At 41.5% G+C, this 20,059-nt stretch carries 14 protein-coding genes and 1 pseudogene; 5 read left to right on the top strand and 10 right to left on the bottom strand.

The annotated features are described in order from the left end of the window. Positions 1–589 precede the first annotated feature (589 nt). The 5 genes and pseudogenes from kdpA to folK form a co-directional block, all read right to left on the bottom strand. Positions 590–2,335, bottom strand: coding sequence for a potassium-transporting ATPase subunit KdpA (gene kdpA / locus HWQ42_RS05085; RefSeq protein ID WP_292809889.1), 1,746 nt, complete (start codon positions 2,333–2,335; stop codon positions 590–592). A gap of 656 nt (positions 2,336–2,991) precedes the next feature. After that, complete coding sequence (locus HWQ42_RS05090; protein WP_292809891.1) at positions 2,992–3,543, bottom strand: hypothetical protein; 552 nt, start codon at positions 3,541–3,543, stop codon at positions 2,992–2,994. Between the two features lie 135 nt (positions 3,544–3,678). Beyond that, positions 3,679–4,525 (bottom strand): annotated as a pseudogene (locus HWQ42_RS35440) (ADP-ribosylglycohydrolase family protein). A 7-nt stretch (positions 4,526–4,532) separates the two neighbouring features. Next, on the bottom strand, positions 4,533–5,081 hold the full coding sequence (locus HWQ42_RS05105) for an NUDIX hydrolase (RefSeq protein ID WP_292731441.1): 549 nt from the start codon (positions 5,079–5,081) through the stop codon (positions 4,533–4,535). Positions 5,082–5,149: 68 nt separating this feature from the next. Beyond that, on the bottom strand, positions 5,150–5,662 hold the full coding sequence (gene folK, locus HWQ42_RS05110) for a 2-amino-4-hydroxy-6-hydroxymethyldihydropteridine diphosphokinase (protein ID WP_292810027.1): 513 nt from the start codon (positions 5,660–5,662) through the stop codon (positions 5,150–5,152). Between the two features lie 255 nt (positions 5,663–5,917). Between folK and HWQ42_RS05115 the strand changes: the two genes are divergently transcribed. Beyond that, the gene (locus HWQ42_RS05115) at positions 5,918–8,293 is read left to right on the top strand and encodes a transglycosylase domain-containing protein (RefSeq protein ID WP_292809897.1); all 2,376 of its coding nucleotides are present in this window, start codon (positions 5,918–5,920) and stop codon (positions 8,291–8,293) included. A 169-nt stretch (positions 8,294–8,462) separates the two neighbouring features. Here HWQ42_RS05115 and HWQ42_RS05120 read toward each other — a convergent pair whose 3' ends face one another. Both HWQ42_RS05120 and HWQ42_RS05125 read right to left on the bottom strand, forming a co-directional pair. Continuing rightward, on the bottom strand, positions 8,463–9,839 hold the full coding sequence (locus tag HWQ42_RS05120) for an MATE family efflux transporter (protein WP_292809899.1): 1,377 nt from the start codon (positions 9,837–9,839) through the stop codon (positions 8,463–8,465). 199 nt (positions 9,840–10,038) lie between these two features. Then, positions 10,039–12,231 carry a transglycosylase SLT domain-containing protein gene (locus tag HWQ42_RS05125; RefSeq protein ID WP_292809901.1) on the bottom strand — a complete coding sequence of 731 codons (2,193 nt, stop codon included), beginning with the start codon at positions 12,229–12,231 and terminating at the stop codon, positions 10,039–10,041. Positions 12,232–12,428: 197 nt separating this feature from the next. On the opposite strand from HWQ42_RS05125, the gene HWQ42_RS05130 reads away from it, so the two are divergent. Then, on the top strand, positions 12,429–12,611 hold the full coding sequence (locus tag HWQ42_RS05130; RefSeq protein WP_292809903.1) for a hypothetical protein: 183 nt from the start codon (positions 12,429–12,431) through the stop codon (positions 12,609–12,611). Between the two features lie 466 nt (positions 12,612–13,077). Here the strand turns inward: HWQ42_RS05130 and HWQ42_RS05135 are convergent, their stop codons facing one another. The 3 genes from HWQ42_RS05135 to HWQ42_RS05145 form a co-directional block, all read right to left on the bottom strand. After that, on the bottom strand, positions 13,078–14,136 hold the full coding sequence (locus HWQ42_RS05135) for a 3-deoxy-7-phosphoheptulonate synthase (protein ID WP_292809905.1): 1,059 nt from the start codon (positions 14,134–14,136) through the stop codon (positions 13,078–13,080). Positions 14,137–14,335: 199 nt separating this feature from the next. Continuing rightward, positions 14,336–15,994, bottom strand: coding sequence for an alpha-amylase family glycosyl hydrolase (locus HWQ42_RS05140; protein ID WP_292809907.1), 1,659 nt, complete (start codon positions 15,992–15,994; stop codon positions 14,336–14,338). Positions 15,995–16,349: 355 nt separating this feature from the next. Further along, complete coding sequence (locus HWQ42_RS05145) at positions 16,350–16,727, bottom strand: DUF1823 family protein (protein WP_292731429.1); 378 nt, start codon at positions 16,725–16,727, stop codon at positions 16,350–16,352. A 239-nt stretch (positions 16,728–16,966) separates the two neighbouring features. Here HWQ42_RS05145 and HWQ42_RS05150 point away from each other — a divergent pair, with 239 nt between their 5' ends. The 3 genes from HWQ42_RS05150 to HWQ42_RS05160 all read left to right on the top strand — a co-directional run bounded on the left by HWQ42_RS05150 (position 16,967) and on the right by HWQ42_RS05160 (position 20,055). Next, positions 16,967–17,269 (top strand): acylphosphatase, encoded by a 303-nt coding sequence (locus tag HWQ42_RS05150; protein WP_292731427.1) that lies wholly within the window; start codon positions 16,967–16,969, stop codon positions 17,267–17,269. A 191-nt stretch (positions 17,270–17,460) separates the two neighbouring features. Beyond that, positions 17,461–18,525, top strand: a complete 1,065-nt coding sequence (speB, locus tag HWQ42_RS05155; RefSeq protein ID WP_292731425.1) for an agmatinase SpeB — start codon at positions 17,461–17,463, stop codon at positions 18,523–18,525. Positions 18,526–18,909: 384 nt separating this feature from the next. Then, the gene (locus tag HWQ42_RS05160; RefSeq protein ID WP_292809909.1) at positions 18,910–20,055 is read left to right on the top strand and encodes a hypothetical protein; all 1,146 of its coding nucleotides are present in this window, start codon (positions 18,910–18,912) and stop codon (positions 20,053–20,055) included. Positions 20,056–20,059: the final 4 nt, after the last annotated feature.

Below are 20,059 nucleotides of genomic sequence, written 5' to 3' on the forward strand. Positions count from 1 at the left end.
ATAAACGGAGTGCCGAGATCGATAAATGGAGTTCCGAGGTCGATGAATGAAGTTCTGAGATCAATGAATGGAGTTCTGAGGTCGATGAATGGAGTTCCGAAGTGATGAATCAGTCTCTAATTCCCCCTGTCCCTTGTCCCCTTGTCCCTTGTCCCCTTGTCCATTGGTGTCAACTTAACGTGAAACCCTTGTCCAAACAGGCTTCCCATCACGATCTGTATTACCCCACCCTGACCCTCCCCTTATAAAGGGGCTACTGTGTATACACAAGTCCTAAAATCCTTGCTTGGTAAGATATAAGCCTTAGTAGGCAAGGTTTTGAGTCGAGCAAGCTGATTATCAATAGTGTCAGCTTATTGATATAGATTGAACGGAAAATCAAGGATTTTAAAAATAATTTTCCGTTCTTTTCTGCCAATTTGATTGCCAATTCGACTTGTGTATACACGGTAGTTATAAAGGGGAGGGAACTGGATTTTCTTGTTTCCCCCCAATATATCGGGGGGATTAAGGGGGGTAAAACGCATGTGGAATAAGCGTTTGAGCTTAAGTTGACACCAATGCCCCTTGTCTCCTCATCCCCATCCCCTTAGCCGATACCTTTGGCAATAAAGAAAGCTTCACCGATGGGGCCTAATGCTAAGACTGGGAAAAATGTAAGTGCGCCCAGAATTAAAATCACGCCTGCGGTAACGCCTGTAAATAGCCCGGTATCGGTTCGCAATGTACCAGTGGTGTAAGGAACCGCTTGCTTACGAGACATACTATCTGCCAAAAACAGCAAACCGATGATGGGAATATAGCGTCCAGCAATTAAACTGAAGCAGGTACTCAAGTTCCACCACAGAGCGGTTAAAGTTGGTGCTGTACCTGTAGCGATCGCAAATGGTGAAGGTTGTGAATCTCCCAAGCCTTCAAACCCAGAACCGTTGTTAGCAGCAGCAGACGCATATTCATAGATAACTTGAGCAAAGCCGTGAAATCCTGGATTGCTAATTCCTGATAGCTGATCGGGAAATGCCAAGGCAATACCTGCGGGAATCATAATTGCGATCGGGTGAACTAGCAAAATCAGGAAACTAGCAAGGACAACCTCGCGCTTCTCAATTTTGCGTCCGAGAAATTCGGGTGTGCGTCCCACCATCAACCCTGTGGCGAACACAGCCAAAATCAGGTAAGCAAATAGATAAGCGGTTCCTGTACCCTGTCCACCCCAAATAATTTGCAGGAACATATTGGAAAGGGTAATAAAACCGCCGTTGGGCATGAAGGAGTCGTGTAAACTGTTGACTGCACCGCACATAGTACCAGTTGTACTCGTTGCAAATAATGCAGATTGTGCCCAACCAAACCGGACTTCTTTTCCCTCCAAGTTCGGTTGCTGACTACCCAGCAGTGCATTCACAGCCGGATTGCCGTTGTATTCACCAATGGCAGTGACGATGATAAATACTAAATAGAGAACGCCTACCATACCGTAGACTAACCAAGCTTGTTTGGTGTTATTCGCAAACAACCCATAAGTGTAGATTAGGGAAGTAGGAATCGAAAGCATGGCGACAATCTGAATCAAGTTAGAAAATCCGTTGGGATTTTCAAAGGGGTGTGCGGAGTTGATGGCGAAAAAACCGCCGCCATTTTCTCCTAATTGCTTGATAATTTCAAAATGGGCAACAGGGCCACGAGCGATCGCTTGACTAATATTCGGATTTTCTAAAGTAGGGAATACAACTGCACCCGCCAGTGTTTCGGGAACGCCAGCTGCCATTAAGGCGATCGCACCCACAATACAAATAGGCAGCAAAATTCGCGTAATCGAGCGAATTAAATCTACATAAAAGTTGCCTAACGATCTCCCCGTCAATCCGCGAATAAAGGCAATTCCCACTGCTAAACCAGTGGCAGCAGAGGTAAACATGTGATAGCCAAGTCCCCACATTTGGCTGCCATAGCTCATGTAGGTTTCACCAGAATAGTGCTGCTGGTTGGTGTTAGTAATAAAAGAAATAGTCGTATGCAGCACTGTATCCCAAGTAGGGGCATCTATCTTAGTTGGGTTTAATGGCAGCCATCCTTGATTCATAATAATCAAGAAAATCAGCAACCCCATTGCTACATTGCTGTATAGGATTGCCCGCCCATATTGCCAGCCGGTCATATTTTCTTTGGTTTTAACGCCAACCAAAGAATAAAGCACTCGCTCAATGGGATTCAAAATTGGGTCGAGAAAAGTACTTTGTTCTAGGTAGACACGCGCCATATAACGCCCAAAAACAGGAGTAATTGCTACTACAATTAGTAGCGTTAATATAATTTGAATCCATCCTTCTAGCATGAGTTAATCAAACTCCAACCTAAGTGAATTTGAGATAAATATCAGATATTTTCTTGTTATGAACCGGAAATATTTATGAAGTATATTGGCATCATTATTAACTAATCAACCTATAAATATGGGCTTTCTCAATCATGGAGCTTTTTTTGAAAGAACACAAGGTATAAATTGATATTTAAACTAGGCTATATAAGAAATATATGTTTCTATCTATAAGAGTGTTTATCTCGATATATATCTGCAAATATAGAAGGACGGCTAAATACTAAACAAATAGCTATTTGACACTAAAACTAGCTGAGTCTTTGAAGATTACAGTAATTTTCAGCTTGATTGACTACGTAGGGAATGAGTAATACCATTTCTTTGTGAGGCTGCGCCAAATTTTCTTTCTTCTTTGTGTCCAACTCTTACGAGACGCTGCGCGTAGCTTGCTTCTTCGTAGGAGTATGCGCCCTTTGCGGTTCGTTCCTCATATAGTTTGGCGCATCTTCATACAGAATTGGTATAAGAACCTTAAAAAGGTGATTGTCAACTGCAACGATACAAACAAAACCACGATTTACGCGCAATTCACTAAAAAGCTTAATTTATCAAATCACTTTCTCTACGAGATATTATGCGTTGCTTCTTTAAATATTTTACAAAACACCAAATTAACCTAAATATGGATATTTGGTAACATTACATTTCAATAATTGTATCCAATATTTTGTAGCATTTTTTTGAGTTATTTCTATATCGCGCAAATTATGACCTTTGCCGATATTTAACATATAATATGTTAGTTGTAGAGCTATAAATAAATAACTTAAACCCAAAGGTTTTAAATGTTGCAAAAAGAGGTGATATATAACTTGAAGTTTCTGTCTATGGCGAAAATGTATCCACCATTTTGTTTGATGTTCAGCTATATTTTTTTGTAGACCTAATATAGCCTCAATCTCTATAAATTTATTTTTTACTTGATTATAAAATTTTCTTTCTTTTTCAATTTCTCCAGCCTTGTATGATAAATCAGCATCATCAGATAACTGATAAGCTTCACTAATTAAACGACCAAGATTTTCTGCTTTTTGTTGGTCATATCCAAGTTTAATATATATTTCAGTTGCTGCTTCTGCCAATTCAGTAAATTTTTCAGCATCATGTAGCCAATATATTTTTGTTTGTAGTTCTCCTAAAGTAGAAGCTAGAGTATGATTCATCAATTTGGCTTGAAATATGCTTTCGATTATCTAACTTAAAATTAAACACTAAAATCTAGCCTTTTGAGCATCTGAACTCAACTCGCTCCAAAATTAGAAAACTAAGATTACTAGTGCTACTCTGATGTATTAGATTTAGCCAATCTTTTTACCCACCAAACTCATTAACTGCTTATCCAGTTCGATGAGGTAATCTCTACCGTAAGCTCCATTCTCTAACCCTGTGACAAGATGATTAGGAATGTCTTGAGTAATTTCCTCGCTACAAGAACCAGCAGCCAAAGCGATCGCCGCTACTGTATCTACATCCCCAGTAAAAGCGATACAATCTTGTAAAAGTTCGCTCATACTGTCATTTCGCATCACCGCAGTAATCGCTGCTCTGACACTCATCCAGCCTTTGGACTTGACTTTACCTTCCCACGGTTTATTCCACTCTCCAAATACATAACCTTCGAGAAACCGTCCTAATTTGCGTTTTGCTCCCAGTCGATAGATAAAATAATGCGACATTAAGGCAGCCGCAACGGCAGCATTGATCCCATCGGTTGTATTGTGGGTAATTGCCGCTTGAATTGTTGCTGCCTCAATCACTTTTTCTGGTGTGGGTATAGATGCCAATGGGTGCTGCACGCATTGCTCCCCCGCTTTTGTCACTATCAGGGTTAATTTTCGTTAAAAACTCTTCCCCATCCTGAATTTCTCCCAGAAAATGGTAAAAGCTTCGGGAATAACCTTCTCTCTCATCGCGTTTGAAGGCTGTAACAAAGCTATCGGCTAAAACTTCTGCCGTCCACGGTGCTTGAGCGACAATCACTTCCGCAATGGCAATACTCATCTGAGTATCATCGGTGTAGCTGCCAGGATTGAGTCGAAAACGCGGATGTTGAACATATTGACTCAAATCGTTGTTAGCGATCATCTCGTCTGCATATTCAAAGCCTGCACCGTAGGCATCTGCGATCGCTAACTCTAGCAGCATAAGGGTATTAAACTAAAAACGGACGCGCCAGAAAAAAGCTAGAAACTGATTTTGCATCTACTGGCTCTCCCTCCAGAATAGCTTTTTCTAATTCTTCAGGAGTCATAAACACAGTTTCGATATCCTCGTCTCCATCTTGTGGTGGTGGTGTCTCCAGCTTTTCTAAATCTCGCGCCAGAAAAGCATAGATAATTTCATCAGAATAGCCAGGAGCTAGGAAAAATTCGCCTAATTTATCCCATTTATGGGCACTATAGCCAGTTTCTTCGGCAATTTCACGCTGTATTGTTTCTAAAGGCTGTTCATTTCCTTCCAATGTCCCCGCCGGAAATTCTAATATCCGTCCCTGAATCGCAAAACGGTACTGGCGCACCAGTATAAGTTTACCTTCCGCTGTCACTGGCACAGCTAGAGCACCGCCAGGGTGACGAATACATTCCCATTCTCCTTCCGATTTATTCGGTAAACGCAAGCGATTAACTTCAAAATCAAACTTGCGTCCTTTATGAAACAGGCGTTGTCTCAGCAGTTGTGGTAATTCTCTACCTAATGGCATAGTAAAATCTGATTATCTGTGAATACAGAGGAAAAATCAGTGTTCTTCTGGTTTTAAGGATGGTGTTTTTAATTGTCCATCCATAAATGTACATCAGAACAGTCTACCTCTTTCAGCAGCTCTTTAATAACACACCCGGAAACTGGTTCTATCCAATCTGGGGCAATTTCTGCCAGTGGGACTAATACAAAGGCCCGATCCCGCATTCGTGGATGGGGAATCTGGAGATTTAGTGTATCCAAAGTAATGTCATCATATAATAACAAATCCAAGTCTAGAATTCGTGGCCCCCAGCGTTCCTGACGCACACGCCCAAATTGTTGTTCAATTCCTAACAAAATTTCTAATAACTGCTGGGGGAGTATTTCTACCTGCAAGGTGACGCAGCCATTGAGGTAATCTGGCTGTGGTGGCCCGACAGCTTTGGTTTGATACCAATGGGATCTGGCTTCTAAAACAATACCTGGTGTTTGGGCTAAAGTCTCTATAGCTGCTTCTAAAATTGTCTGGGAATCGCCGATATTACTACCAAGAGCAACGGCGCTTCGTCTTAATGCTTCGTCGTAGCCCGGTGTAGGCATCATACTTTCCTAAAATAAGCCGTTTTCGGGCTGTCTTTGCGGATGCTTGTCAATAGCTTTTATATTCCCAGTATTTATCGAAATTAAAGCTTTTTTACAAAACTAAATTAACCAAATTTAAAAAACATTATTTTATGGTGAATTCAGTTAATTATTTATAGGATATTATACTAACACAATGGTAGTGCTATAACCCCAAAGTTGATTGATAGTGGTTATATAATTGCTGCTTACTACTTTGAGCGAGGAACTGACGTGGGGAAGCTTACCTCCTGGTTCAAGCGAAGACCAACTAATTTGAGTGACTCTGGACAAGGAGGAACGAATGAGAGCTTACCACCAACACATCTGGCGCAGACGAGGCAGTTACTGAGCAAAATGAAAATTTTACCATCTAAAATGAGGGTCAATCGGGCAACTGGCACTAAACCACTCTATCGCCGCTTCTGGTTTTGGGCAGGTTTAGGTGTTAGTGGTGGGATAGCTGCCTCGATCTACGGCATCAGTTTAATAGATCGGACTTTGCCAGATCAGTCCGAGCTGAATGCTGTGTTTCGAGAGCAAACACTGACCATTAAAGCTGCTGATGGCAGCATATTACAACAACAAGGTGAAGCGACCAGAGAACAGCTAAAGCTAGAACAAATACCAGATAATTTAAAAAAAGCTTTCATTGCCTCAGAAGATAGAAGATTTAGGCAACACAACGGAGTTGATCCGCAAGGGATTGTCAGAGCGGGTTTGAATAATTTGCGATCGCAAGGTGTGGTAGAAGGTGGTAGCACCATCACTCAACAGCTAACGCGGATTCTATTTTTAAAACAAGAGCAGACAATCTGGCGCAAACTCAAGGAAGTCCGCCTAGCCCAAAAAATGGAGCAAGAATTAACCAAAGATCAGATTCTAGAGCGTTACCTGAATCTGGTTTATTTGGGATCTGGAGCTTATGGTGTGGCAGATGCCGCCTGGGTATACTTTAGTAAGTCGCCAGATCAACTTTCCCTCGCCCAAATGGCAACGATTGCGGGATTAGCTCCTGCTCCGAGCTTATACGCCCCAGACAAAAATCCCGAAGCGGCAAAACGACGGCGGGACTTGGTATTGCTACGGATGCAGGAAGATAAAGTAATTACACCAGAGCAAAGGCAAGCAGCCGTTCAGGAGCCATTAACCCTCAAAAGCAGTTCACCCAAACGAGTCCAAGTAGAATCACCCTACTTTACCAGCTACATCCAAAAAGAATTGCCCAAGTATGTTTCTGCTAATGTGCTAAAAAGTGGGGGTTTACTAGTAGAAACCACCCTCAACCCAAGTTGGCAGAAAGTGGCAGAAGAGGCAGTTGCGAAAACATTGCGAAATCAAGGACGCTGGGAAAACTTTAAGCAAGCGGCAATGGTGGCCATAGACCCCCGCAACGGTGAAATTAAGGCAATGGTTGGGGGAAAAGACTTTGGTAAAAACCAGTTTAATCGAGTTACCCAAGCACAACGGCAGCCAGGATCGACATTTAAAGGGTTTGTATATGCCACTGCGATCGCTACCGGCAAAAGCCCCTACGATAGCTACGAGGATGCGCCCTTTGTCGTAGACGGCTATGAACCGAAAAACTATAGTGAAAACTTCCGGGGTTCAATGAACATCCGAGATGCCCTCACTCGCTCTGTTAATATTGTTGCGGTCAAGGTGTTGATTGATGTGGGATTTACACCAACCATTAAACTTGCTCATGAGATGGGAATAAAATCTGAACTCAAGCCCACTTACTCCTTGGCTCTTGGCTCAAATGAAGTCAATCTGCTAGAGTTGACTAGCGCTTATGGCAGTTTTGCAACTCAGGGATTGCACGCAGAACCTCATGGTATTACCCGTATCCTCAACCGCCAAGGTAAAGTCATCTGGTCAGCTAATTTCAAGTCAAAACGCGCCCTTGATGCTGACAGTGCCGCCATCATGACTTGGATGCTACGCAACGTCGTCGAAGCCGGAACTGGCGGTGCTGCCCAATTAGATAATAGACAAGTTGCAGGCAAAACCGGCACCTCCGACGAAGCCCGCGATTTATGGTTTATTGGCTACATTCCTCAGATGGTGACAGGGGTATGGCTAGGTAACGATGACAACCGCCCCACTTATGGCAGTAGTAGTAGTGCCGCTTACACTTGGCACGAATTTATGGAAAAAGCTGTAGAGGGGATGCCTGTAGAAAAGTTTCCCAAGCGACCCAAGTTAGACGGTCGCAAAGGCACTATCAAAGCCCAGTCTATCAAGCCCAAACAAGTGCTGAATCGTTCTATTGCCTCTAATGATGATGACTCAGAAGGGGAAAGCGCGAGAAATTCTGATGAGAGTGGTTCATCTCGCAGACGTAGAAGCAGAAGAAGCTATTCTCAAGAAGAACAGCAATCGAGCGATTATACCCCAAAACGCAGAAGGCGCGATCGCAGCGAATCAAGTTCTAGTAACTCCTCCTCAGAATCATCTACTCCACGGCGACGTTCTAGAAGAGTAGAATCTGATTCACCCCCGCCGAGAAGAAGTCGGCGAGAGTCGTCTCCTGCAAATAGTTCAGGTTCTTCAGGTTCTTCATCGTCACCACCATCTTGGCGGGATAGACTTAGACCTCCTCAATAGTAATGAGAAAGTAATGAGAAGTGGGCATTTTTGATACAATGCGCGGCCACTGCTTGAGGTACTCATTTTTCAGCATTTGAGTTACCTATCTCACTTACTTCTATGCTTTATTTCCGAAAGTTGTGTAATAAATTATACTTCTTATCCCTTGCCTCTCTACATTCTTTAGTCAAACAGACTCAATCTCAGAAGTCAAAAGATAAAAACGCCCAGTTAAAAGCATTGCACCCATAAGTAGCCCTAGTACTAAACCCAACCATAAACCTATAGCACCCCAGCCGAAAGTGAATGCCATCAGAGAGCCACCACCTAGACCTACTACCCAGTAAGCGAACATAGTAATTAACACTGGCACTTTGGTGTCTTTCAACCCGATTAAAGCACCAGCAGCAATAGTCTGAATAGAATAAAATATTTGGACTATTGCCCCCGCAGCGAGGAAAGAAGTTGCCGTTTTAACTATCTCGATATTATCTAGATTACTGGTGTCCAAATACATTGCCACAATATAGTTGGGAAACAGCCAAAAAATTAGTGCCACAATACTCACAATAGGAGTAACAAGCGCAATGCAGACTAATCCCGCTCTGCTTGCACCCTTGAGATCATTTTGTCCCCTCAACTGTCCTACTCTCATCGTGACGGCATAGGAAATACCTATAGACACTGTTTCGACAAAACTTTCTGTCTCGACGGTAATTTCATGGGCTGCTAACGTCTCTGTTCCAAACCACCCCATCATTAAAGCAGTGGCAGTGAATACTCCAATTTCTGCCCCATACTGCAAGCCCAAAAACCACCCAGTTTGGAAGATATCTATAAACATATCTTTATCAAACTGATGCAAAGCACAATCAAGCTGATAGTCTTTAAAGTAGTTATCAAAGCAAATCCAACTGGCGGCAGCGATAAAATTTAGCCAAAAAATGAGTGTGCTTCCCCAACCGATACCAGCTAAACCAAGGGCTGGTAAACCAAATTTGCCAAACATCAACACATAATTAGCAATCCCATTTAATAATAGTCCAGCTACCGTAATTACTGTTAAGAATTGGGGGCGATTTAGGGCAGAGCTAACTTCTTTTAAGATACAAAAACCGAGTACAGCCGGAAAACCCCAAACAATAGACCGCAAATATGTTTGAGCTAATAACACATTGCTTTCTTCTTGACCAGTCAGCAGCAGGATATAGTCAAAGTGCCAAATGATAAACATCACAGGTAAGCACATCGTCACGGCTAACCAAATTCCTTGACCGGTAGCACGGCTCACTTGGTCTATCTTTCCTGCACCAAAAGCATTGGCGACGCTGACACCCGCAGATGAAAGAACAGAACGACAAACGGAAGCTAGGGTAGAAAAGGTAACAGCACCTAAAGCACCCGCAGCTAAAGCTTGGCTGTTAAGTAAACCCATCATCACCCCATCCAATAAAGGAATGCCCGCTTCTAATATTTGAGTAATTACCAAGGGAACTGCTAATTGCAGGCAGGCTTGGGCTTCTAATATCAGTTCTGATTTAAATTCTTTTGAAGTTAACTCCATTGGGGCGCTAAAAAGCAATACTAAATACATTAAGATATATTAACGCCTACACGTGAAATAAACTCAACCTATTAGCGATCGCCTCTGCAAAAAGTGTGTTTCCTAACCCCATTTCCAGCACAATTTCCAGTAGGGGCGCAAGGCATTGCGCCCCTAGCGCGTGGTCTATTTACCTGAAAATAGCTGTAACTTTTTAACTTTATCGCGCCGGTAGCTGTGGGTGTTGAACAGAATATTTTGTCACTATGCCAGAAATCTCAGGGTTGTAAAGCCTTAGATAATTCCAGTAGTTGCCAAATACTTGCCGCACATAGTTTTTAGTTTCATCAAAGGGAATTTGTTCAACAAACTCATCTGGATCTTTTGTAGTTAAAGTTTGCAACCATTTGGAGACATTGCCGGGACCAGCATTGTAACTAGCGATCGCCAGCAAAGAGTTATTGTTATATTGATCATGGGTATGACCCAAATACCATGTACCCAGCATGATGTTATCGTTGGGATTTTCTAAGTTTATTGTTTTGAAATCCACCTTGATTTGTGGGGCGATCCATTTAGCTGTACTCGGCAACACCTGCATTAAACCAGTAGCTTCAGCGACAGATTTGATTTTTGGTTCAAACCGGGACTCTTGACGCATCAAAGCAGTTACTAGCAGAGGATTAAGTTTACGGTCAATAGACCACTTTTCAATCTCTCGCTGATAAGGAAATGGATAACGCGCTTGCCAGTAGGTAATTTGTTTACTCAGAATCTGATATTGGGCAAGTTCGGCTGGTATTTCCCGGTCTTCTAATTTAGAAATTTCATCAATTCCGATGAGATTTTCTCCTTTAGCCTGCCGCATCAACCCTTCAGTAAATTGCTCTGCTACCGTTGGCTGAATTTTGTTCTGAAATTCTGTTTGCCATTGTAACCAGGCATCGCGGTCTTGACCTAGCAGATACAATTCTTTGAAAGTTTCAGAACCAGCAGGCGGTACTGGACGCTGGGGTGCGATTACTTCTGGGTTCATAACGCGCACGTTGTCAAAGTTGCCAACATTTAGCCCCAACATTGTCGCGGCTCGCCATGCATAGTAAGAGTAGGGAAACTGACTAATCACATACTCATAAGCAGTTTTAGATTCTTGCTGTTTCCCCATTGCAGCCGCCCATTTACCTACCCAAAAGCCCGCTCTTGGAGCCAAAATACTATTGGGGTTATTAGTGACGATTGGTTCTGCCCATTGCCAAGCACCGACGTAATCTTTAGCATTGGCTTTATCTTGGGCGATTTTCCAGCGGTACTCTGCGGCTTCGTCAGAGTTACCGTATTTACCTATGAGTAATTGCCACGCCGCGCTAGCTGACTTTTGATCCTTGAGAGTTTGGATTTTGGCTTTTTGTGCCAGTGCAGTACCAGCTTGTTTGGGAAATTTACTAATTACCTGCTCAAGATACGGTAAGCCGTCTTGAGGTGTTTTTGCGGTTTCTGCTAACCGCAGTAGTGCCGTACCAGCTTCCTCACTATTGGGAAATTGCTGCACTAATTGTTTATAGGTGGCGATCGCTTTTTCTTTATCTTTGCCTCCCACCTGTAACCCGCGTGCAGTACGGTAGAGATTGCGCGATGTTTTGGGTGCTTTGGCATAAGCATTAGCTGCTTTGGGAAATTGACTATTTTCCCAATAGCTTGTACCAATGAGTTCCCAGTCTTCAGGTTTGAGGGTAGTCTGTTTTACTAGCTGATCCAAAACGCCCACTATGCCTGGTTGATCGTAGGCATACTTAGCCAAAATCAATTGTAATTGTGGCTGATTGGGATTTTCTTGCAAGCGTTTGCGGATAATTTCCCAAGTTAGAGGATTGGTAGGAAATTGAGCGATCGCAGTTTCTTGTTGCTTTGGTTGAGCAATCAGATATAGCGCTTTCACACTGGCCGCTTCTTTGGGATACTGTTTCAGCACCCTTTGCCTGAGATCCGAGGCTTTGCCGTCCTCGCCCAGCATATCCTCTGCCTGAGCTTGTTTGAGCAAAATGTAGGGCGCGAGGATGGGATAGTCTTTCTCTAGTCCTTGGAGTAAAACTAGAGCTTTTTGCCCTTGAGTTCTTTCAATATAATCACTCGCCAAAAGATAACGAGCGCGATTTCGATCGGGCGATCGCGATTCTTGAGCGATCGCTGCTAGTTTTGCCGCCCGTTCTGGTAGAGATTGTGATATCAGTGGAAAGACGGCTGATTGAGCAATGCTACCCTCTGATGTTTGCTCTGTTTGATTTTGACTCAGTTTGAGCCATTTCCCCAGAGACTTGCCAATCTGAGGTGCTGATACCATTGCCCCAGCTAAAAAGGCAAACAGTGCCGCACCCGCAATTATCGAAATTTGCTTTTTCTGTAGTTTCTTCAGCATGAATACCCGCTGAAAAGTTTCGGTGAATTTCTTGAAACTCTAACACTCCTAACCATCAGTGTTACCAATTTTTAATTTTAGATTTTTAATTTTATGTAGAAAAATACTAATTTTCAATCCTACAGTTGGTAGTATTGAGTAATTAGCACATCTTAGATCCTATTGCATCTATCTTGGGTATATCTTAAAGGTTAAAGATGGCAGGAGGTAGATCTTCTGTTGGGGATTCGACTGCTACTGATTTGGGGCCACTGAACTCTCATACCCTGCAAGAAGCTGACGCTGCAAATCTAAAACTTTTCTCTCGACAGATAAAATTTATTGCCACCACTTGGGCGTTTTTCCAGGTCATTAGTTTTGTAGTGGCGTGGCAAGCTTAAAATGATGTATGAAATGTAGGTTGGGTTTCGCGTTGCTCAATCCAACCTACAAATTTTTTTGCAACATTTTAGCTGTGTCACGCCAGTAGTGGCTTGGCAAGCCTAAAGTTGTACATTAGGAAAAAGCAGAAAACATTAGATTTATCTCCATTTTCTGACTGTAGCCGAAACAGTGAGAGGAATGAAAACGGGGTTTTTAGTATACTTTCAGACTTGACAAACATCCTCTAAATCCCCCATTCATTAGGGAGCATCCACTTTTGGAAGAAACACTGGGCGATTGGAAATCGCGGCTATACAGACTAAACCCGCCTGCTTTGGGTTTTATAGAGTCCGCGCAGGTGGACGAAAGTTTGTTATAGCCCCATACTTAACTTCATCTTCGCGTAGCGTGCGCCGGCGATCTGCCAAAACGGGATGCTCCCATTCATTACATTCTGAATTCTGACTTCTGACTTCTGACTACTCATTTAAGTTTTTCGTGAGCAGCCAAAATAATTTTTTCAGTTTCTTCCCAGCTAATACATTTGTCAGTTACAGAAACACCATATTTTAATTCTTCTTGTTTACCTGTAATTGGTTGACTACCCTCATACAAATGCGATTCCAGCATCATGCCAACAATTGATGTATTACCATCAACTATTTGCTGAATAATATTTTCTAAGACAGCACCTTGTAATTTGTAATCTTTATTAGTATTGCCGTGGCTACAATCGATCACAATTCTCGGTGGTAAATTTGCCTGTTTTAATTTCTCTTCTACCAGTTTGACATTTGCTGGATCAAAGTTGGGTTGACTACCACCCCTTAAAATTACGTGACCGTACCCATTACCTTTAGTTTGAAAGACGCTGACCTGTCCGTTTTGATTAATTCCCAGAAAATTATGCGGGTTTCCAGCTGATTGTAGGGCATTCAAAGCTACTTGAATATTGCCATCAGTACCGTTTTTAAAACCCACAGGCATCGAAAGTCCACTTGCCATTTCGCGGTGAGTTTGTGATTCAGTTGTGCGTGCGCCAATGGCAGACCATGTAATTAGTTCACTAATGTATTGAGGGATGATTGGGTCTAGTGCTTCTGTGCCAGCAGGTAATCCCAACTCTGTAATTTTTAATAGTAGCTCCCGTGCAATTAATAAACCTTTCTCTACATGGAAAGAATCATCCATATCTGGATCGTTAATTAAACCTTTCCAGCCTACAGTTGTTCTTGGTTTTTCAAAATATACTCGCATAATTAATAGCAAGTTATCCTTAACTTGCTCGGCCAATATTTTCAATCTCTCAGAATATTCGAGCGCTGCTTTTGGGTCGTGGATTGAGCATGGGCCAACTACTATAAATTTCCTACGATCCTGAAAATCCAGGATATCTTCTATTTCCTGTCTATATGCTAAAACTCTTTGTTCGGCTAATTGTGTCAAAGGTAATTTTGACTTTACTTCATTGGGAGTTAATAAAATGCGATCGTTCTCAATGTTAGCGTTGTCGATATTACTATTAAATAATTTGTTGTGCATGGGGATGCTCTGGCAATTTTATATACGCACTTCAACTCAGAAGTGTAACACAAACCTATGAAATTTTAAAATAGCTTATTTTTTACTTGACAAATTTCTAATTAAACTGTATCTGAACTAAGATAATAACTGAAAAGGGGAAATATCTTTTCCCCTTTTCTTTGCTATTAGACTACTGATTCAGTGGGAGTGTATATAATCACTGCCATACAAACACTTTCGCTTCGTATGGCCCCAAGTCTGTGATGATCCCATCATCACCAGATTCGACATCATAATTGCCTGTCCACTCGTGCCATGTACCAGCGCTAGGAAAGTTAGGAACATGATAGCCAGCTAGAAAATCTCCTGAGAAATTTGCAATTACAACTACACGAGAACCTTCATCATTCCAACGAGTATAAGCTAATACTTTTGCCTCTGCATTTTCGTGGATAAAATCAATATTTTCCGTGTAGAGAGCATGATTACTTTTACGCAGGTTGGTTAAGCCTTTGTATGAATCAAATAAACTACGATTTAAATCATTACTTAACAGCGTCCAATCAATTTTGGATGATTCAGGTTGTTTGGGTTTATACTCGCCAAATTCTTCTCCCATCCAAATCAAAGGCACACCAACAGCAGTCATTAGGATGGCTACTCCTAATTTAACCCGCCTAAAGGCTTCTTCGTCAAAAATCTCACGGTTCCCCAGTTCAACCATGACATGATTATGGTCGTGGTTAGTGAGGTAATTTACCACATTGGTGGCACCCAAAAAGCCTTGGCGCTTGCAGTCAATGACATCTTTGAGACGCTCTAAATCAAATGTATCACCGCAAATGTGTTCTAGAATACAGTGATAAAAACTGTCATGCCAGCAAGCATCCATTGGCCCATCGACATTGGTAATGCTGGGAGTTTCAGGAATATGTTCGGCAACGTTGTAAAAAGGCTTCATGCTAGCAGTTTTTTTAGCTTCCTGAACAATCCAGTGCATGAAGTCGTAGTTAGCAATTTGCCGCGCCGCATCATAGCGAATACCATCAAGATGATATTCTGATATCCAAAAACGGATTGCCTCACCAGTAAATTTCCAGGCTGGCTTAATATCTAATTTTTCATCATAATGTTCGTAATTAAACTCAGGCCCCCAATTATTATCAGGGTCACGAGGTTCGTGATGATACCAATAATCGTGGTCAATTTGTGTTAAGGGAGCAGATGCTTCTGAGTGGTTATAAATACCGTCAAGAATTACACGAATACCTTTGCCGTGACACTCATCAATCAATTTTTTTAATTCAGCCGTAGAACCATAACTTGATTCTGTTGCAAAAAAGTGGCGCGGATTATAGCCCCAACTATAATCACCAGGATATTCTTTAAGTGGCATCAACTCAATAGCATTGACTCCCAGTTCACACAAATAATCTAACTTTTCAATGGCGTGTTTGTATTTACCTCGTGCATAAGGATCGTCCTCGCCACCAGAAAAGTCACCAACGTGCAATTCATAAATTACTAATTCGTGGTCAGCAGGTAAAGGTTTATCATCATGTTGCCAAACATAAGTATCAGTAATCCTTTTCCCATCTTTGATTCGGATAACGCCATCATCTTTTCCACTTTGTTCATCTATGTCAGTTGCATAAGGGTCTGTAACATCAACCCATTGTTCTGGTTCAAAAAACCATGAATTTGACTGAACGCGGAATTTATATTTATAAACGCCATCTTCTAATTCAACACTTGTGCGAAAATAACCATCATCACCTCTTTCCATTGGAATTTCTTGCCAATCAGAAAAAGAACCAATTAATGCGGCTCCTTTGTTGTAAGGTGCAAATAAATTAAATTCAATTGGCTTTGCCATAGAACGTGTTTGTAATATCAAGGGTTGATAGAAATATTCTCTGATGCTCAATTGAATTTGCAAATAGCTCTAGAGAAATAATTAAATAGCGAGTGCTTCTATCTTCAGGAATAATTTGTAATTATTTTATAAAACTTAATTGTATTTTTTTATTTTTGACTGTTTCTAGTATTTAGTTATTCACTAAGATAGGGATTCACTACATTGTACACATGGTATATAAAACTAATAATTTTAAAAAATAGCATCTAACTGCAAACAATTTTTCAATCAAACAATAGTTTTTGTAATATTCAAATAACTAGATATTTGGTGAAAGGAATAGGATGTTTTTTACCAAATATCTACTGTAAGATTACTCTTTTTTATTGTTAGTTTGTTGCAGATAACTTAACAACCAATTCGCAGCTGTTGCCCTGCGAGTTTGCCGAGGTCCAAATTCCCCAATCTTGTAACCTTTGAAACCCAGCTTTTCTTTTAGCATTTGTTTATTTTCAGCAGGAATAGAACGAGTCAGCTTGACAGTTGCGGGGCGAGATTCAATGAAATCTGGTGGTTGTGGGTACTCACCCTGCCATTCTGGTGCAACTTGGCTAGTGTCCCATTGTGCAATTGATGAGTCATAGCGATAGCCTAAATAATGCCATAGCAACTGGTTGACTGTGGCATCATCAAGTTTATCGTTAAGAATTGCCCAAATTGTTTCTGTATTAAGTGGTGGCAGGTTAGACATAAACAATTTAAAATTCCAAGTGGAAAACTTACTACTGATTAAATTACAGCAGTTTTTAGGTATTTAGACTAGAACTTAAATGGAGAGTAGGGTAGTTTAATTACTTGAAAAGCGCTGGAGATAAACAAAAACTAGTAGGTATTAAGAAAGACTGAAATTAATTTCGCTAATTGGAGTTAAAAACAGATTGTGTATACACAAACTAGGTAGACTGGAAATCGTAAAGATTAGACCAGTCTATGCAGAATTCCACAGCACTGCCAAAGATTATCCGCGCCCATGTATTCATTTCTGGCCGAGTCCAAGGAGTCGGCTATCGCTATTCCACTGTCGATACAGCTAGCCAGTTGGGATTAACCGGTTGGGTGCGGAATCTCCCCGATAATCGAGTCGAGGCAGTTTTTGAAGGGGCACGAGAGGTTGTAGATGACATGGTTCGCTGGTGTCACTCTGGACCACCAGCTGCTGTAGTTAAAGATGTTGTGGTTGAGTATGAAGTACCAGAAGGGTTGCGAGGATTTAAAGTTAAGCGGGTTGAGTAGGGAGTTAACAAGGCACAGGAAACAAAAACTATCCTCTGTACCCTATAAACTATGCTGAAGCGATATGTATACTCATGGTTTTTTCCTGTTCATCCTTTGAAGCAGTTTACTGTCTGTGAAAAATTTTGATTACAATGCAGATGTCCACTAGGCGGCGTGCTGTCTATCCACGTAAATCTAGAAGATACTCAATGAGTAATCAATTAAAAGACTACAATCCCAGCGGCGTAGGTGAAATCAATGGCAACCTCTTAGGTTTGCCCTGCGATTATGAGTCTGCAAACTTGATTGTCTTTGGTGTACCGTGGGAAGTCACTGTTTCCTATGGTGCTGGCACTGCTAATGGCCCACAGCGAATTCTAGATGCTTCGACTCAATTAGATTTGTTCGATTTTGATAACCCTGATGGTTGGAAGCAGGGAATTTTTATGGAAGAAATTCCCCAAGGTATTTTAGAGAAAAACACATATTACCGCACCTTAGCAGCAAAAATTATCGAGCGATTAGCCCAAGGTAAACAACTCTCAGATACACCAGATTTAACACCTGTCTTGACAGAAATTAATCAGGCTGGTCAACAGGTGAATCAATGGCTGTTTGAAAATTGTCAGGCAGCAATTAATAATGGTAAGCGAGTTGCAGTCATTGGTGGAGATCACAGTTCGCCTTTAGGTTATTTCCAAGCATTAGCAGCTAAATACTCAAACTATGGCATTTTGCACATTGATGCCCACGCAGATTTACGCGATGCTTATGAGGGATTTGAATTTTCCCATGCGTCGATTATGTTTAATGCGATGAAAATACCGCAAATTTCTAAGTTAGTACAGGTAGGTTTGCGTGATATTAGTCATGATGAAGTGCAAATGATTGACCAATCTGATAGTCGCATTATTGCTTATTACGATCCGGCTATTAAGCAAAAGCTTTACTCTGGCACAACTTGGATTGATTTATGCCGAGAAATGATCAGTCATTTACCTGAGTATGTTTATATTAGCTTTGATGTAGATGGTTTAGATCCAAAACTCTGTCCGAGTACGGGTACTCCTGTTCCAGGTGGGTTGGAATTAGAGCAAACTTTTTGTCTGTTCCGAGAATTGGTCAATAGTGGAAGAAAAATAATTGGCTTTGATATCTGCGAAGTCGGTGATGCGGAGTGGGATGGTAATGTTGGAGCGCGGGTAGTTTACAAGCTGGCAAATTTTATGGATTTATCAAATAGAATTCAGGAGTCAGGAGTCAGAATGGGCTAAACCTTAGCTATCCGCTAACAGAATTAATTCTGTACGACTGGCGGATAGCGCAGCGGTAGCGAGTCATCAAGCGTCTGAATAAGAGGGTTTAAAACCCCACTAAATTAAACGCGAACAGCGTCTCTGAAAGAGAAGATTTAGTGGTTTTCAATCAGTGGCGGGTCTGTAGTAAGATCCCACAGGGTATCCCCCACTGATTTTCTGACTCCTGAATTCTTCTTCAAGCAGAATTTATATAAGGAACAAACAATCAGTGCATCAGCGTCTGTCTTTATATCTGTTTCATAATATAGATACTAAACTAATTGCCCATAGTGAAGTTATAGAATTATATATTTTATTGTCTATTAGTGGCTGAATACTATTTATTTTTTTTATTTTACTATGAAAATCATGCTGAAAAACTACTTTAACATCAATAAAACACGAATTTTCACTGCTTTAATTTTGACTGGGATTTTGTCTGTTAGTAGCAGTTTAACACTTCTTAAAAGTGCTACAGGCGCTTCTGCGAACTTCTCTTTAGAAACAAGCAATGAAGTTGTTAAAGACAATATTAAACTAAACCGCTTGCCACGTCCAGTAGCTAATGCAGTACTGCAAGATTTAGCGCGCAGACAGGGAGTTTTTACTAGACAACTGCAAATTATTGACTACAATCAACAGACTTGGCGCAATGGTTGCTTAGAACTACCTCAAGCTGATGAAATTTGCACCCAAGCGTTAGTTCCGGGTTGGCGGATTGTGGTATCTAATGGCAGAGAAAACTGGGTTTATCATACCAATAATAATGGGCGATCGCTACGTTTAGCTTCGGCAAACACTCCCTCAGACAATCTGCCAAATAAATTACCTACATCTGTAAAAAATGCGGTTTTACAAGCCGCATCCAGACGTTTGCAACAGCCAATTTCTCAATTAACCATCATTGAGGCTCAACAGCAAACTTGGAAAGATAGCTGCTTAGAATTAGCTAATGCTGATGAATTCTGTACCCAAGCTTTGGTATCAGGCTGGCGGGTGGTTGTCGGCGGAGTTGACCAAACCTTGGTTTATCATACTAATCAAACAGGTGCCGCACTCAGACTGAATCAAAAAACTAACGAAACTACGCTGGGACCTATAAAAATTCCAGCTAGCGAGTTACCACCACCGTTAGATCGAGGTATAGTATTTCGCCAAATCTCCAGTGGGGGTTTTGCTGGCAGAACCTATGAGACTGTTTTACTCACAGATGGGCGACTGATTCGCGTGCGGATTGGTGATGCCAATGATTCAGAACGTAGTGTTCGCCGCGTTTCTGTGCAACAGGTGCAACAATTTGTGCGATCGCTAAAACGTTCTCACTTTAGTAAATTTCGAAATCTGAGTTACCCAGCTCCCAGTGGTGCTGCTGATTATATCACCTATACGCTCACCAGCCAAGAAGGTACGGTTCAGTACAATGATATTTCTCAAAATAACCTGCCAAAGAATTTACAGACAGCAGTCAAAGCCTGGAATCAAATCGTAGCCAGCGCAGAATCATAAACTT

It is taken from the genome of Nostoc sp. JL23 (assembly GCF_017115065.1).
Lineage (GTDB): Bacteria > Cyanobacteriota > Cyanobacteriia > Cyanobacteriales > Nostocaceae > Nostoc > Nostoc punctiforme_A.